Raw genomic sequence first — 14,478 nt, 5'->3', positions numbered from 1 at the left:
GTGAATAAAATCACTTATACTTAAGCCTTACGTATCGTCAATCATGGCGGTATGCTGATATTTAGTCCTAATTCTAACAAGAATACTGGCTTAAAAACACCGCTGTCTCGTTAGCTCCTATTGGACAAAAACATAGCACAGTTCAGCGCCCAGTCCAGTAAGTCGGAACATATGCCACTCAGGCACATGCAAAAACAGACTGAACAAATTAAACTCACACTGACTTCCTACTTGAAGAGGAGGATAGCTCACGCGTGAGAGTAACTTCTAGCGAAATTACAGCTTCAACGTTTCAGCCCATTCACGAAATGCTACACCCTGCGTTGGATGACGAAGACCGTAAGTGACAAATGCTCGTAGATAGCCCATTTTCTCACCGCAGTTGAATGACTCTCCAACTAAGCCCCGGACTTCTACCGGTTGCGATTTGACTAATTGAGCAATCGCATCAGTCAGTTGAATTCTGCCCCACGCCCCCGGCTCCGTTTTCTCCAAGATTGGCCAGATCTCTGCAGAGAGAACATATCGCCCTACAGCTGAATAATTAGATTTAAGCTGAACTTCACGTTCAGGTTTTTCGATAATTGAAAGCATGTTAGCACTTTCGCCAGGCAGGAGATGATTATTGTCGCACTCGACCACAGAGTAATCATGCAACACGGTTTCATCTGCAGTCTGTACCAAAACCTGACTAATTCCTGTCTGGTTAAAGTGCTGAATCATTGCTGCCAAATTATCTTGTCCCGGGTTTGCCTTTATATCATCTAGCAAAATATCTGGTAGCACGACAACGAAAGGGGAATTCCCCACCAAAGGTTTTGCACACAGTACCGCATGCCCCAGCCCCTTGGGTTGCCCTTGTCGTATATGCATTAACGTGACACCTTTTGGGCAAATGGACTGAACCTCTTCCAAAAGCTGTCGTTTCACCCGCGCCTCCAGCATAGCCTCCAGTTCGAATGATGTATCGAAATGATTCTCAATGGCATTCTTTGAGGAATGCGTTACAAGAATGATTTCCTTCACCCCAGCAGCTACACACTCATTAACAATATGTTGGATCAGAGGCTTATCGACAATAGGGAGCATTTCTTTAGGAATTGCTTTGGTCGCGGGCAGCATACGCATACCCAACCCTGCCACTGGGATTACAGCCTTTAATTTACTCATAGTGATCCTCGTCAAATTTTAGAGCGCGGGCCCTTATTATATCAAATGCAATACTATAATATGTTTTTCAGCCACTTACTGAATGCTTCCCCTTCAGTATCATGGCGTAAACCGTATTGCACAAAAGCTTTCATATAACCGAGTTTGTCGCCGCAGTCGTGGGATACTCCAGTCATATGGAAAGCCTCAACAACATCAGTTTCCATTAGCATGGCAATAGCATCAGTGAGCTGAATCTCATCGCCCGCACCAGGCAACGTTTTTTCCAGCAGTGGCCATATTTCGGCAGACAATACATATCGTCCCACAACCGCCAGATTTGACGGCGCATCTTCACATTTTGGCTTTTCAACAACGGCTGTCATTGGCGCACTCTCTCCTGCTTCGAGATTGACGCCACCACAATCAGCCACACCATATTTAGATACATCTTTTTCAGGAACCGGTTCAACCATGATCTGGCTACGACCGGTTTCATTGAAACGCTCAATCATTTTAGCCAGATTCTCTTTGCGCAGATCCGCTTTTGAATCGTCCAATAAAACATCTGGAAGCAGAACAATGAAAGGTTCATCACCAACCATAGGTTTTGCACATAAAACCGCGTGTCCTAGCCCCTTGGCTTGTCCCTGACGAACTTGCATCACAGTCACATCATTTGGACAGATAGTTTGTACCTCTGCCAACAACTGACGCTTAACACGTGATTCCAATACAGCTTCCAACTCAAAAGAAGTATCAAAATGGTTTTCAATGGCATTTTTAGATGAATGTGTAACCAATACAATATCTTTAATGCCAGCAGCCACACATTCATTGACAATATACTGAATCAATGGCTTATCTACGACAGGCAACATCTCTTTCGGAATGGCTTTCGTTGCTGGCAGCATGCGAGTCCCTAATCCTGCTACCGGGATAACTGCTTTCAATCTTTTTTGCATATTCACACCTTAAAACGAATTATTATTACTGTTCAAGTAAGTTACAATCACGATTAATGAAAAAACTTCCGAATTAATACCAAAATGCGTGGACACTGAAATATTAGTATATCCTTAAGCCCGTTCGACGAGTAATGAGAATAATCCTTGAATTTAGCCGTTAAGGCTGAAGGAATCAGTCGGTAATTTTCCGCACAGATATTTGCAATGGCGAGCAATGAATTCCTGACATATTTATATTTCACTTGTTCATAACGTTTTTCATGAGGAAGTTCATTATTCAAAACATCTAAAACAGCAGATAATGCGTTAAACCGTTCAAAAATGTACTCATCATCTTTCCTTGATTTGGTTAAAGAACCAAGCCGAGAACGCTGAAAGTAACCGACATGTTCTGTGACATAAGTCAGCTTACTTAATAAATACCCTTTTGCAGTATATAAATGATCTTCATGAACACGACCAATAAAACTCAATTTATTGTCTGTAATCAAGCTGCGCCTTAATATATAGGTCCATGCAGCCGAGGTATAATCACCTCGAGAAACCATCTCGCATAACACATCTCTCCCCTGTTCTCTCCATCCATTTTTTTGATGGCGGACTTTAGGCGACGTAGTATTATTTTCGTAAAATTGGATGGAGCTAAAACAAAAAAGATCCAACTGTGGTTTTTCTTCAATTCTTTTTTGAAACTCCGAAAATAAATCTGGACTAACAACATCATCAGGATCACAACAAAAAACATAGGTTCCAGAACTCAGTTCAATACCTTTATTTCTCGCCGCACCGGCGCCCTGGTTTAGCTGTGAGAAAACTTTTACAGCCTCGTTATCGCCATAATGTTCACTCACGATGTCTAAAGTGTTATCCGTAGACCCATCATTCACAACAATTATTTCATAGGGTAAAATGCTTTGATTAAGTAACGAATCTATAGCTTCAACGATATACTCAGCAACATTATACGCAGGTATCACAATGGAAATGGGACAAGTTTCTGATCTGTTACTGTAACTCATAATTTTTCCCTGCGGTGAGCACTCAACGGAAACGCAAAGATAATGCCAGCAATTTCAATTTGATATAGCCTCGTTTTAAGTAATGAATTTTCAAATATTTTTTTAATATTCTTTTAACCCACTCCTTTAAACCATCGTTAGATTGGCTAATAACACAATCTTGATTTTCACCCGACTTAGCATTTGCGGAAATACGCTCTTGTTCAATGCTGCTGGCATTTAGTTCAATTGGATGATTAATGAAATCAGAAAGATAGATCCCATCAATAATACCAATCTTTGCAAAGTAGGCCCATTCATCCGCAATATAAAAATCTTTGGAAAACAACTCAAGCAACTGATTAGACATCGAGCGACTCATCAGGTAGCAACACGTACGATAGATATACTGGTTACTCTGGATAGCTCGACTGAAGGTGACACCTCCCAATCTAATCCTTCCCCACTGACTCAGCGCTACCAGATGTTGATGACGTAAACCATTCTGGCCGCCAAGCAAATAAAGATTTTCCTGTTTGAATTGATCTAGCTTTCCTGGTCGATTAAGTGCCAAGTAGAAATCTTTAAATCGCTCATCAATAATTGCGTCATCTTCAAGAATAATACCCCAATCATGATGCTGGGCTATATCTGTATAAGCGAGCTGATGGCTGAGTGAACAGCCGATCTCCCCCAAAGTGGGTAATCTGCCCTTACGGTTCTGGTTTCCTGAAAAGTTAATTTGGTTTATTTCATTATCAGTCAACAACTTACCAACAACGGCATCGATGAAACGGAAATCAAGGCCCAGATTTTTGAACGTCCTTTCTATCACAAGCCGACGCTCAATATCTTTTTCCATTGAGACAACATAAATAGGTATCATATTCCGCCTTCGTCAATAACCTCAAACAAGCCTGGATAAAAATTACAGCAAACGGGTGTTATCAATATCTTTTGTCCATTCATTATAGTAACCGCGATTTTTACCATAAGAATTATCGATAAGAGTATTATCTGTATCAACCAGACACGAAAGAATATGTCCATGCATGCGAGAAGTTATAACTTTTGAATAACTGGAAAAAAGTTTAGAGTAACGGTTAACCATGTTCCAGGTATGCCAACACCAAATTTTCGCCACCATATTTTTCAACATTGAAGAGTTAGTGCGGATAGCCAAATTCAAAATTTTCATCAGAATTTTCTTGAGCACTATATCTTTCTTCTGCAGCACATGTTCCCAGTCAATAGTTTTTATATCTTTCGCCAGATTTAGTTGCTCCTGCTGAGGGCTGATTTCGCAATCTACGCGGAGAAAATAAAGGGTTTCGTTACTAGGAGAAGATGCCTTTTGCAATTTTCCATATAGCTGATGAGCCATATCAGGCATCAAAAAAACCTTATCGGTAAACTGATTAAACACGTCCAGACTACGCGTATCTCGCGAATAGATGACAACGTTGCTGTTTCTCTTAAAACGAGCTGCTGACTGCTGCAACGCCTGTTCGCTAGAGAAATAAGCCGTCTGCGGAAGTATAATAACCTGATTATTCGGGAACGACTCAACAACGCTCTCTCTTAAGTTTTGGTGAACGTGATATATATCACCAAAATTACCACCACCATGGCAAAGTATGGTTGTTGATGGCGTAATATGCATCTTTAATTCTGCAACACTGTACTCTTTGGCACCGCGTAGTAGTTTGAAACTAACACCATGTTCTTTGAAAAACAGCATGGCTCCTTGATAAATCAGCAAATCACCAACGTTATAATGAAATGGATAATCCAAATAGATAACGTCATTTTTGTCTTTGATAAAATCCAGGACACCACTTAAACTTGATTTTAAATCGATCATCACCTGATTCATAGCACACCTAAAAATATAAAAATTAAGCAAAAATAATAATTTCTCATCACTGCGTTTTGAGTGACATGAGTTTAAACTTGAGTAGTAATAATGCTACTGCAACATAGGACACTGCACCAATCACAATTAAAGTGATGCTTTCGACAATAACACTTCCGCTATAAAAACTTACCAGTGGCTCAGAAAACACTATTGCCGCTGCCATAACCAGACTGGCGACAATGGGTCCACATACAGGCATTAATTGTTCTTTTCCATTCAGGCCAAATATCTTCCACATAAGATAGATACCTAGCGGGATAGTTATTAAGATCCGGGCTGCAGACCAAGCCACTAAGGTATCAACCAAACTCATATTTCTGGTGAGCAAGGCGGCAACGACAGTCATAATGGCGGCAGTCGCTGACAAATAGAGGAAACGCTTTGATTCACCGATCGCTTTCATCACCGTGCCAACGAACATGCGGCTAAACATAATACCATTCATAACCGCAATAACCTGTATCACCGGTATAGCATCATGCCACTTATTGCCCAATACTAAAGGCACCCAGGTATTACAAGTCAGGGCAATGCCAAAGAAAGCTGGCATGGAAACAAAGTTAAATATCATTGTCGCCTTTTTGAAAGCTGACTTTAATTTAGGTAGATCGTTCTGAATGGAGGAGAAAATAGGTAAGGCGATACGTCCAATAACCGTATTCAGAATATTCAATACTGCATCTGTCAATCTTGTAGCCATATTAAACAGGCCAAGAGCATAAGTTCCATGGAAACTGAATATTAATAGACTAAACACCCTCGACATAACACTCCAAAGTACATTTTCGATCATGACGAAGATGCCGAAAGATGTCAGCTCGTAGAAATGCTTCCAACTAAAAAAGTAACCGCGTGGTAATAGTTTTCTACTTGCATGGAATACCAGTAAAGTTGCGACCAACACCTGTGAAAGATTAGCGAAGACGATGCTCCACAATCCTATTCCATTCATTGCCAGAGGAACCGCGACAACAAAAAAAACTAAGCGGGAAAATATTGTCCTTTTGGTAAAAGCGCTCATTTCAAGGTTTCTAAGCAACATTGCTGTAGGTAATGTCATTAACAGGTTAAGAAAAACACCAGTCGCCTCAAAAAGCAAAATAATAGGGATATTTTTATTCATACCGACCAAATAAAAATAAAGTGCAATTACCCCGCAAATGAGCACTCCGAAAATAGCCAGGAGAACACTTCCCCAAAAGGCACTCAACTCATGTTCACGAGTCAAGTTTTTTCTTTGGATAATGGCTTCCGTCAATCCTAAGCTAAGCAACATCTGAACCAGCGCAGCGATAACTTGTGCAGTTGCTATTTGTCCGTAGTCTTCGGGCAGTAAAACGCGTGCCAGAAATATTATAGAAATAACACTAAGCAGCGATGATGTTAATGCCTCTAATCCAGACCACAAGGCTGCTGCCTTTATTTTCTTATTAGCAATCAAATTTGAGTGTCCTTTAAGGAGAGATAATCTGCCCAGCCCCTATAAAGTTAGGAGCATTTACTACCGGGATTCTCCCTCTGCTCAGCAGGTGCATTTATAACCAAAGAAGTCGCAGTCAACCGCGTTCAGACACGCTACCGCCCCTGGCTTTCAGCTACCAATGTACTGTCGTCGTTCTGTATGAGGCGACAGAGGATTTCAGTCGCACTTTAATGTAAATCTAGGGTCTGTACTTTCTGCCATACGATACTCAGATCGCAGAAAAACAAAAAAAATGCCCTTATAACCAAACGATGAGACTTGTAAATGTTTATGTGCCTAAGATTCTTATACTATTGCCTTAGCGATACAAGTCCAAGATGCCCGCTGAGTGCCCTTTTCAGAATAAGACTACTGCTACAGCTTTTCTGCACAAAGTGTAGCAGCCCGTTACATCCATAACGAATTGATTTAAAAAATTATTTTTCAGCTGCTTTTATCAACAAACTGTGAGCACCACACGATGAAAATGCATCTCACCGCTGAAAGATGGCGTTTTATTTTTGCGTGTCATGTTGGAAATCGCTATGAAGGATGATTTTTTATGCATTATTTTGGCTTAAAACCGTGATGTCGCACTCTTCCCCGTCCCAACGCAGTTTTAATGTTGAATTTTCCCCGCCCAACACCCATCATTCCCTTACGGCATAAGCCGTCGAACTTAAGGTGAAATTGGGCGTATGGAATGGATCGCAGATCCAACAATTTGGGCCGGCCTGGCCACTTTGGTCGTGCTGGAAATCGTTCTGGGTATAGACAACCTTATCTTTATCGCCATTCTGGCGGAAAAACTTCCAAAACAACAAAGAGATAAAGCTCGCGTCGTGGGCCTGTTGCTGGCCTTGCTGATGCGTTTGGCGCTGCTCGCCTCTATCTCCTGGCTGGCGACACTGACCAAACCGCTGTTTGTGGTCGCGGAGCACCCCTTCAGCGGCCGCGATCTCATTATGCTGGTCGGTGGTATATTCTTGCTGTTTAAAGCCACTATGGAGCTGAACGAGCGGCTGGAAGGCAAAGACGATGAGCAGCAAGGTCCACGCAAAGGCGCTCGCTTCTGGCCCGTGGTGGCGCAAATCGTGGTATTGGACGCGGTCTTCTCTCTCGACTCGGTGATCACCGCCGTCGGCATGGTTGATCATCTGGCGGTAATGATGATTGCGGTCTGTATCGCTATCGGGCTGATGCTGCTGGCCAGCAAACCGCTGACGCGATTCGTCAACGCCCACCCGACTATCGTCATTCTGTGCCTGAGTTTCCTGCTGATGATCGGCTTCAGCCTGGTTGCTGAAGGGTTCGGCTACCATATTCCCAAGGGCTATCTGTACGCAGCGATCGGCTTCTCCGTGATGATTGAAGCATTAAACCAGTTGGCTCAGTTTAACCGTCGCCGTTTTCTGTCAAAGGTGCGGCCACTGCGCGAACGAACCGCAGAAGCGGTGTTGCGCATGCTGAACGGCAAACATGAAGAGGCCGAGGTAGACAGCCACTCCGCCAACCTGCTGGCCGACAGTGCGAGCGAAAGCGGGGAGATATTCAACCAGCAGGAACGGCACATGATAGAACGCGTGCTGGGTATGGCGCAGCGTACCGTGAGCAGCATCATGACCTCCCGCCATGACGTCGAATACCTTGAGCTCAATGATCCGCAGGAAAAGCTGACCCAACTGCTGGAAAAAAATCAGCATACGCGCATTGTGGTGGTCGAAAACAGCGCCAGTGACGAACCTCTCGGCGTTATCCATACCCTTGATGTCCTGAAACAGCAGTTGACCCCGATGCCGCTCGATTTACGCGCGTTAGTGCGCCAACCGCTGATTTTCCCGGAGCAGTTAACGCTGCTAAGCGCGCTGGAGCAGTTTCGGCAGGCGCAAACGCATTTCGCTTTCGTCGTCGATGAATTCGGTTCTGTCGAAGGTGTAGTGACCCTGACCGACGTGATGGAAACCATCGCCGGCAACCTGCCGGAAGCGGGCGAGGACGTTGACGCACGGCATGACATTCAGCAAAACGAAGATGGCAGTTGGACCGCCAACGGCCATATGCCGCTGGAAGACCTGGTGCTGTACCTGCCTCTGCCGCTGGAGGAAAAGCGCGAATACCACACGATAGCCGGCTTGCTGATGGAACACAGCCAGCGCATTCCCCAGGAAGGTGAGCAATTGCAGATCGGCGACTACCTGTTTGAACCGCTGGAAGTCAGTAGCCACCGTATTTTGAAAGTGAGGATCACCCCGCTGTCGGCACCGGAGCCAGACTACGAGGTATAAATCGGTGCCGGGCTATGCCCGGCTACCTTTATAGATGCTGAGGCACCAGCAGTTCGGTTGCCACAATCACCACGATCAACCCGACAATGACCGGTACCGAGGTGCGTTTAACCACTTCGAACGGCGAGATTTTCGCCATGCCGGATACCGCCACCACCACACCGGAAACCGGCGACAAAGTGCGGCCCAGGTTCGAAGCCTGCAGCATCGGGATCACCAGATAGGCCGGATTAACGCTCATCTGCGCTGCCAATTTGGGGATCAGCTCCACAAAAGCATAGAACGGCGCGTTCCCCGAGCCGGTGGTCATCGCCGCCAGCATGGTAATCACCACCAGCACCAACATCATGATAATGCCGCCGGTACCGAAAGATTGCGCCAGGCTGATTAACCCACTGATAAAGCCGAGGGTGCTCAACCCCTGAGCGAATACGCCGGCGGCCACCAACAGCATCACCACGCTGGCAAAAGCGTCCGCCATACCGCGATACGCGACTTCCAGGCCGGTAAACACCTGTTTGGCGCTGAAGCTACGCAGGAATTCAATCACCGCCGCCAGCAACATACAGCCAACCAGCACCGTGATGATATGCAACTCAGGCCCCCATTTGCCGTCAAAAACCAGCACGCCCAGGATCGGCGTGAAGGGTAACACTGCGTAGAAACCCGGCGCATGCGTGGTAATTTCACTCACATCCATAATGTGGTGCTGTTCGTTATTCTTCTTGTCGAGATAACGTTGCCAAAAGAAATGCGCAATGGCCATACAGACAATTGCCGCAATCGAAATGGGCAAGGTGGTTTTAAAAGCGAAGTCAACCAATGGCATTTCCGCCGCCTTGGCGGCCAACACCACGTCACCGGACGTCGGTGCCAGGATGATCGCCGCGGGCGAAGCGCAAATCGCTGCCGCAGCCCCCCGGCTAATGCCGACGTTAACCATCAATGGGAACAGCGTAGCCATCAGCAATACGCCCAGGCCGGTGGCGGAAGAGACCGCCAGTGACATCAGGCAGGCGACAAAATAGGCTGCCACCATCAGAAGATACGGAGAATTGATCATCTGCAGCGGACGGGAGGCCAACTTCACCACCACATCATTGGCGCCAATGTGCGTCATATAAGCCGCAAATCCGCACAGCATCATGATCATCATGCCAAGATCGCCGCCACGGCTCATCAGCAGAATTTTAACGTACTCGATGATGTCGGTGGCACGCCATCCGGTAGAGGCCGCGCCGGCAGGCAGCAGGTTTTTCCCCATCACGGCGCTTATAGCCAGCAACAGCAGGCCGCCAACCATCAGCACCCCGGTGGCGGAGTAGCCTTTGATGATGTAACGGCCGACGGCAACCGCAACGGCCGCACCAATAAAAAGTTCAATCATATTCCTCAACCTGTTGTTTTTAATCGTGCTGAAGCCCAGAGGGCGATATTCTGCATAAGCACAGCAGAAGGCGTCGTGATTTCTGTCAAAGTTACGGGAGGAAATGATTGGGAAAGGCAAATACTCTGCGGAGATCAAATCATGTGCGGGCCGCTGACCGGCCCGCATCCAACTGGGGTTAAAGCTTATCCAACAACTTTTTAAGATCCTGGCCTTCTCGGGACTCTTTGTTCTTCTCGGCCCATTTGTTCAACGCATCCTTCGCCCGGTTTTGCAGCGTTTTACGTAAAACCTGATCGACCTGCAATTGGTAATTAAGCTGTTGCCAAGGACCGTAGACCCGCAGCGGAATTGGCGTTTTCTGCAGTTGTTCGATCAGTTCGCCGCGCCCTTGCCAGCCACCGGTCACCCGCACGTTAAGCGCCATATCGCACTGTTTACCCGGCATATTCACCGAGCCGCCACCGCTCAGATTCAACAACGGGGAATCCGCGCTCAGTTCGCTGATGTTTACCGTCCCCCCGCTCAGGCTGGCCTTAGCCGAAAGCTGTTTTACTTCGGTAAAACGCTGGTAGTTATCCTGCCCGCGCACACTGTTGTCGTTACGCGCTACCGCTTGCTGAATCAACTGCTGAATATTCAGGCCGTGCAGTTGCGCATCCTGCATCGCTAACTGCGCGGTTCCCTTCCACCGATGCTCAAACGACTGCGAAGTCAGACGATCGCCCGTTAAATCCCCTTGCATGCTGAATTTGCCGGTCAATACCTGCGGCATTTCGAACGCCTTCAGTACGGTACCCAGTTCAACCTGCTTCAGCACTGGTTGCACCGCGATCACCGGTCTGGCGCCGCGTGCATCCAGCGAACCCGGTAACGCAAAATCCCCCCCCGCCAATTGGCCGGAGAGCCTATGCACCGTCAACAGGCCCTGCTGGTTATCAGCTTGCAGCGCCACATGGCTGATGTTCATGCCGCGATACGTCAGTTGGTCAACGTTCAAATCAAGCTGCCCGGTAAAGTCGCGCAGCACCTCCAGATTTTGTTGCGGATCCTCCGCCTGGTTGGCTATCACCGGCCCTGCAGTCATACTCACCGCTTGTTGCGTGCCCGAGCTGGATTGCCAGCCGGAAAGCGCATCCAAATTCAGTGCGGTCGATGTCAGATTCAATGCATAAGCCGGCACCTCGCCGAATCCGATGCTGCCGCCGCCAGAAAACTGGCTGTCATTGGCGCTCAGAAGCAACTGGCTCAGGGCAATTTGCTGCGGCGTTTGTTGATACACCACCTGGGCGCTGCCATCACCTTTGATACCGCCGCCCAAAATATCTGCGCCTTCCAGTTGATAATTGAACTGCGTGACCGTGGCCGCGATGCGCCGCGGGTATTGCTGCAGATCGATATCTGCCGCCATGCTGAAGGTCAGATCGCGCTGATCGCGGTTAACCCGGCTGGAAAGCTCCATCTGCGCCTGACGTTTGGCATTTTGCTGCAGGGTGAGATTAATATCGCGAACGTTAATCTGTTCATTATTGGCGCGCTGCCAGATCAGCAGGCTGTCCACCACCCGCAGATTATCGATATCAAATTTCCACGGCGTGTCCAGGGTCTCTTCGGAGGTGCCCGCAGGGGCAATAGGCGCGTTTGGCTGTTTTTGTTCTTCACTGTCGGGCGTCAGGCGGATGACGGCATTTTTCAGCATCACCTGTTTCACAAACAGTTGATGCGACAACAACGGCAACAGTTTGACATCCAGACGCATATTATCCGCGCTCACCACCGGTGCCTTGGCACCGGGTGCCGTCAACGTCATGCGCCCGGCCAGAATGCTGAGCTGCGGCCAGATATGCCAGCGCAGATCGCCATCCAGCGTCAGATGATAACCGCTCTTTTGTTCGACCTTCGTCACCATATAAGCGCGAAAATCGTTCGGATTAACCAACAGCACCAGCGCGGACATTCCCGCCACCAGCACAACCAGCAAAATCACCAAAGTCGTCAGTAATCTTCTCATGCCATCCTCTTGTCAACGCCGCACCGGCAGTGCTTCCTGCGCTGCTAGTCCTTGTCGATCCGACTGGCCACTGCGCCCTGCTGATCGCGGTATTTTGCATCCTGCCGGCTGTTGTAAGGACGTGCCGCCGGCCCGGAAAGCGGTTCAAAGCTCAGTGCGCCTATTAACATGCCCGGGCGCAACGCCAGCGGCAACTTACCTGAATTATAGAACTCCAGAACTATTCGGCCCTGCCAACCGGGATCGATACGGTGCGCGGTAACGTGAACCATCAGACCAAGGCGCGCCAAGGAGGAGCGGCCGTCAAGCCAGCCCACCAGATCGCTGGGCAAGGTAACCGACTCAAGCGTCACCGCCAACGCCAGTTCGCCCGGGTGCAAGAAGAAGGCTTCCCCTTCCGGCAGCACGATCTCGTCACTCATCACGCGGTCCAGCGCCGCGCTGACTTCGTCTTTTGGCCCGCTGAGATCGATAAACGCGGCGGTATGGCCGCGAAACACGCGAAACTGATTGCCTAAACGGACATCCACTGTAGCCCCGTTAATACGCTCAATCGGCGGACGCGGCGAAATCACCAGTTTTTCACTATCCAGCCAGGCTTCTATATCACGGTCGCACAGTCTCATTTCTTCATCTCCATCAGGGCGTGTCACTAAAACAAAAATTGCCACACAACGGACGAAAGGTCTACGCCACGGCGTAAATACTTGCCCGTCGGCCGGAAACACGGGTTTCCCGGCCATTGAACGACATTATTCAAAGAATTGGCTGATTTTGGCTTTTAGAATGTCGATCGCAATGCGGTTTTTGCCACCGCGCGGAACGATAATGTCGGCATATTGCTTGGAAGGTTCAATAAACTGCAGGAACATCGGGCGGACGGTTTTCTGATATTGCGCCATTACCGAATCCATAGAACGGCCACGCTCATTGACGTCACGCTTCATACGGCGCATCAGGCAAATATCCAGCGGCGTATCGACAAAGATCGAAAAGTTCATTTCCTGACGCAGGCGGATATCCGTCAGCAGCAGGATCCCCTCCAGAATAATCACCTTTTTCGGTTCAAGGTGGATAGTCTCTTTCTTGCGCGTATGTTCGGTGTAACTGTACAGCGGCAACTCAATCGCCTTGCCTGATTTCAGCATTTGCAGATGCTGGAACAGCAGGTTGTGATCCATGGCGCTTGGGTGGTCGTAGTTAGTCTTGACCCGTTCTTCCATGGTCAGGTGAGTCTGGTCTTTGTAGTAACTGTCTTCAGGAATAACGCCGATGTGTTCATCGCCAACCTGATCGCGAAGTTCGCGATATAACGTGCTGGCAATAAGGCTTTTTCCGGAGGCAGATGCGCCAGCTATACCAATAATGACGCACTGATGCGGCTTGTCAGTCATAAAATTTAAAGACCTGATTTCGATGTGTGAGGGAGGGAACTAAAACGCGACAATTATAGGGAGTTAGCAGGCATTGCGCCACTCTATATTGTCGTCTCGGGGCCGCTAACTCCGGTTATTTCGCCAGAATCGGCCGCAAGGTTTTAAGATTATTGCGTCTAGGGCAATCCCATGCGGCAGGGTAAACTCTTTAGCCTGTTCATTATCCTGCTGATGGGATGATGTATTTCACCGGAGACCAACGTGCTGGACTGGTATTTTCTGACATTTTTTGGCGACAGCATGCTGCTGCTGCCCTGCGCATTGATTCTTTTTGTCGCGTTAATCGCTCCGCGCGCCACCCGAACAGCGGGCTGGCAATGGGCACTGATCTTCGGCAGTGCCGGTGGCATGGTATGCGCCTCCAAACTGGCCTTTATGGGTTGGGGCATAGGTATCGAACGCTATGACTTTACCGGATTTAGCGGTCATTCGGCGCTGGCGGCCAGCATCTGGCCGGTATTTCTCTGGACGCTGACCGGGCGTTTCTCGCATGCGGGGCGCACCCTGGCATTGGTCGTTGGCTACGTATTGCCGCTGACGATTGGCTTGTCGCGGTTGGCCATTCAGGTGCATTCGCCTTCAGAAGTGGTCAGCGGCCTGGTGCTGGGATACGTGGCCAGCAGCCTGTTTTTGTGGTTACAGCTTAACAAGGCTCGTCCGCAGCTTTCCTGGTGGCAAATCGCCGGCGCGCTGGCTTTACCGATCATTCTGATGGGGCATCGACAACCGGCGCCTACCCAGGGCCTGCTGGAACATATAGCCACTGCCTTGGCGCATATCGATCACCCCTATACCCGCGCCGATCTGCACCATCTGAAAGACGCGCCATAAACAAAAACCCCGGACTTGCGCCGGGGTTTTGCT

The 14,478-nt window shown here is 48.2% G+C and carries 12 protein-coding genes; 2 read left to right on the top strand and 10 right to left on the bottom strand.

Annotated features, from left to right (window positions below; all coding sequences use genetic code 11):
- Positions 1-276: 276 nt before the first annotated feature.
- The 6 genes from JK621_RS06515 to JK621_RS06490 are packed head-to-tail and all read right to left on the bottom strand — an operon-like array spanning position 277 to position 6,474.
- Positions 277-1,170: a sugar phosphate nucleotidyltransferase gene (locus tag JK621_RS06515; protein ID WP_212559115.1), complete on the bottom strand. Its 894-nt coding sequence runs from the start codon at positions 1,168-1,170 to the stop codon at positions 277-279.
- Positions 1,171-1,223: 53 nt separating this feature from the next.
- Positions 1,224-2,114, bottom strand: coding sequence for a UTP--glucose-1-phosphate uridylyltransferase GalU (gene galU / locus JK621_RS06510; RefSeq protein ID WP_212559114.1), 891 nt, complete (start codon positions 2,112-2,114; stop codon positions 1,224-1,226).
- 53 nt (positions 2,115-2,167) lie between these two features.
- On the bottom strand, positions 2,168-3,136 hold the full coding sequence (locus tag JK621_RS06505; RefSeq protein ID WP_212559113.1) for a glycosyltransferase family 2 protein: 969 nt from the start codon (positions 3,134-3,136) through the stop codon (positions 2,168-2,170).
- A 22-nt stretch (positions 3,137-3,158) separates the two neighbouring features.
- On the bottom strand, positions 3,159-4,001 hold the full coding sequence (locus JK621_RS06500; protein WP_283249348.1) for a glycosyltransferase family 25 protein: 843 nt from the start codon (positions 3,999-4,001) through the stop codon (positions 3,159-3,161).
- Between the two features lie 42 nt (positions 4,002-4,043).
- Positions 4,044-4,991 carry a polysaccharide pyruvyl transferase family protein gene (locus JK621_RS06495; RefSeq protein WP_212559111.1) on the bottom strand — a complete coding sequence of 316 codons (948 nt, stop codon included), beginning with the start codon at positions 4,989-4,991 and terminating at the stop codon, positions 4,044-4,046.
- Between the two features lie 46 nt (positions 4,992-5,037).
- Entirely contained in the window at positions 5,038-6,474 is a 1,437-nt protein-coding gene (locus JK621_RS06490) for an oligosaccharide flippase family protein (protein ID WP_212559110.1), read from the bottom strand.
- Positions 6,475-7,193: 719 nt separating this feature from the next.
- Here JK621_RS06490 and JK621_RS06485 point away from each other — a divergent pair.
- Complete coding sequence (locus JK621_RS06485) at positions 7,194-8,780, top strand: TerC family protein (RefSeq protein WP_212559109.1); 1,587 nt, start codon at positions 7,194-7,196, stop codon at positions 8,778-8,780.
- 28 nt (positions 8,781-8,808) lie between these two features.
- Here JK621_RS06485 and dcuC read toward each other — a convergent pair whose 3' ends face one another.
- The 4 genes from dcuC to udk all read right to left on the bottom strand — a co-directional run bounded on the left by dcuC (position 8,809) and on the right by udk (position 13,572).
- A complete protein-coding gene (gene dcuC / locus JK621_RS06480; protein ID WP_212559108.1) occupies positions 8,809-10,167 on the bottom strand; it encodes an anaerobic C4-dicarboxylate transporter DcuC in 1,359 nt (452 codons plus the stop codon).
- Positions 10,168-10,345: 178 nt separating this feature from the next.
- Positions 10,346-12,178, bottom strand: coding sequence for an outer membrane assembly protein AsmA (gene asmA / locus JK621_RS06475; protein ID WP_212559107.1), 1,833 nt, complete (start codon positions 12,176-12,178; stop codon positions 10,346-10,348).
- A 44-nt stretch (positions 12,179-12,222) separates the two neighbouring features.
- On the bottom strand, positions 12,223-12,804 hold the full coding sequence (dcd, locus tag JK621_RS06470) for a dCTP deaminase (RefSeq protein ID WP_004942378.1): 582 nt from the start codon (positions 12,802-12,804) through the stop codon (positions 12,223-12,225).
- A 126-nt stretch (positions 12,805-12,930) separates the two neighbouring features.
- Entirely contained in the window at positions 12,931-13,572 is a 642-nt protein-coding gene (gene udk / locus JK621_RS06465) for a uridine kinase (RefSeq protein WP_004942376.1), read from the bottom strand.
- Between the two features lie 243 nt (positions 13,573-13,815).
- On the opposite strand from udk, the gene JK621_RS06460 reads away from it, so the two are divergent.
- A complete protein-coding gene (locus JK621_RS06460) occupies positions 13,816-14,445 on the top strand; it encodes a phosphatase PAP2 family protein (protein WP_212559106.1) in 630 nt (209 codons plus the stop codon).
- The last annotated feature ends 33 nt before the right edge of the window (positions 14,446-14,478 follow it).

The sequence above is a fragment of the Serratia plymuthica genome, from assembly GCF_018336935.1.
Lineage (GTDB): Bacteria > Pseudomonadota > Gammaproteobacteria > Enterobacterales > Enterobacteriaceae > Serratia > Serratia plymuthica_B.
The sequence above is the reverse complement of the archived record's forward strand: the minus strand, read 5'-3'. Positions and strand labels throughout refer to the sequence as shown.

Excerpts from the sequence above, each read along its gene's own strand:
- dcuC (WP_212559108.1), bottom strand. The coding sequence starts at position 10,167 with ATGATTGAACTTTTTATTGGTGCGGCCGTTGCGGTTGCCGTCGGCCGT.
- JK621_RS06505 (WP_212559113.1), bottom strand. The coding sequence starts at position 3,136 with ATGAGTTACAGTAACAGATCAGAAACTTGTCCCATTTCCATTGTGATA.
- dcd (WP_004942378.1), bottom strand. The coding sequence starts at position 12,804 with ATGAGACTGTGCGACCGTGATATAGAAGCCTGGCTGGATAGTGAAAAA.
- JK621_RS06515 (WP_212559115.1), bottom strand. The coding sequence starts at position 1,170 with ATGAGTAAATTAAAGGCTGTAATCCCAGTGGCAGGGTTGGGTATGCGT.
- JK621_RS06500 (WP_283249348.1), bottom strand. The coding sequence starts at position 4,001 with ATGATACCTATTTATGTTGTCTCAATGGAAAAAGATATTGAGCGTCGG.
- udk (WP_004942376.1), bottom strand. The coding sequence starts at position 13,572 with ATGACTGACAAGCCGCATCAGTGCGTCATTATTGGTATAGCTGGCGCA.
- JK621_RS06495 (WP_212559111.1), bottom strand. The coding sequence starts at position 4,991 with ATGAATCAGGTGATGATCGATTTAAAATCAAGTTTAAGTGGTGTCCTG.
- JK621_RS06485 (WP_212559109.1), top strand. The coding sequence starts at position 7,194 with ATGGAATGGATCGCAGATCCAACAATTTGGGCCGGCCTGGCCACTTTG.
- asmA (WP_212559107.1), bottom strand. The coding sequence starts at position 12,178 with ATGAGAAGATTACTGACGACTTTGGTGATTTTGCTGGTTGTGCTGGTG.
- galU (WP_212559114.1), bottom strand. The coding sequence starts at position 2,114 with ATGCAAAAAAGATTGAAAGCAGTTATCCCGGTAGCAGGATTAGGGACT.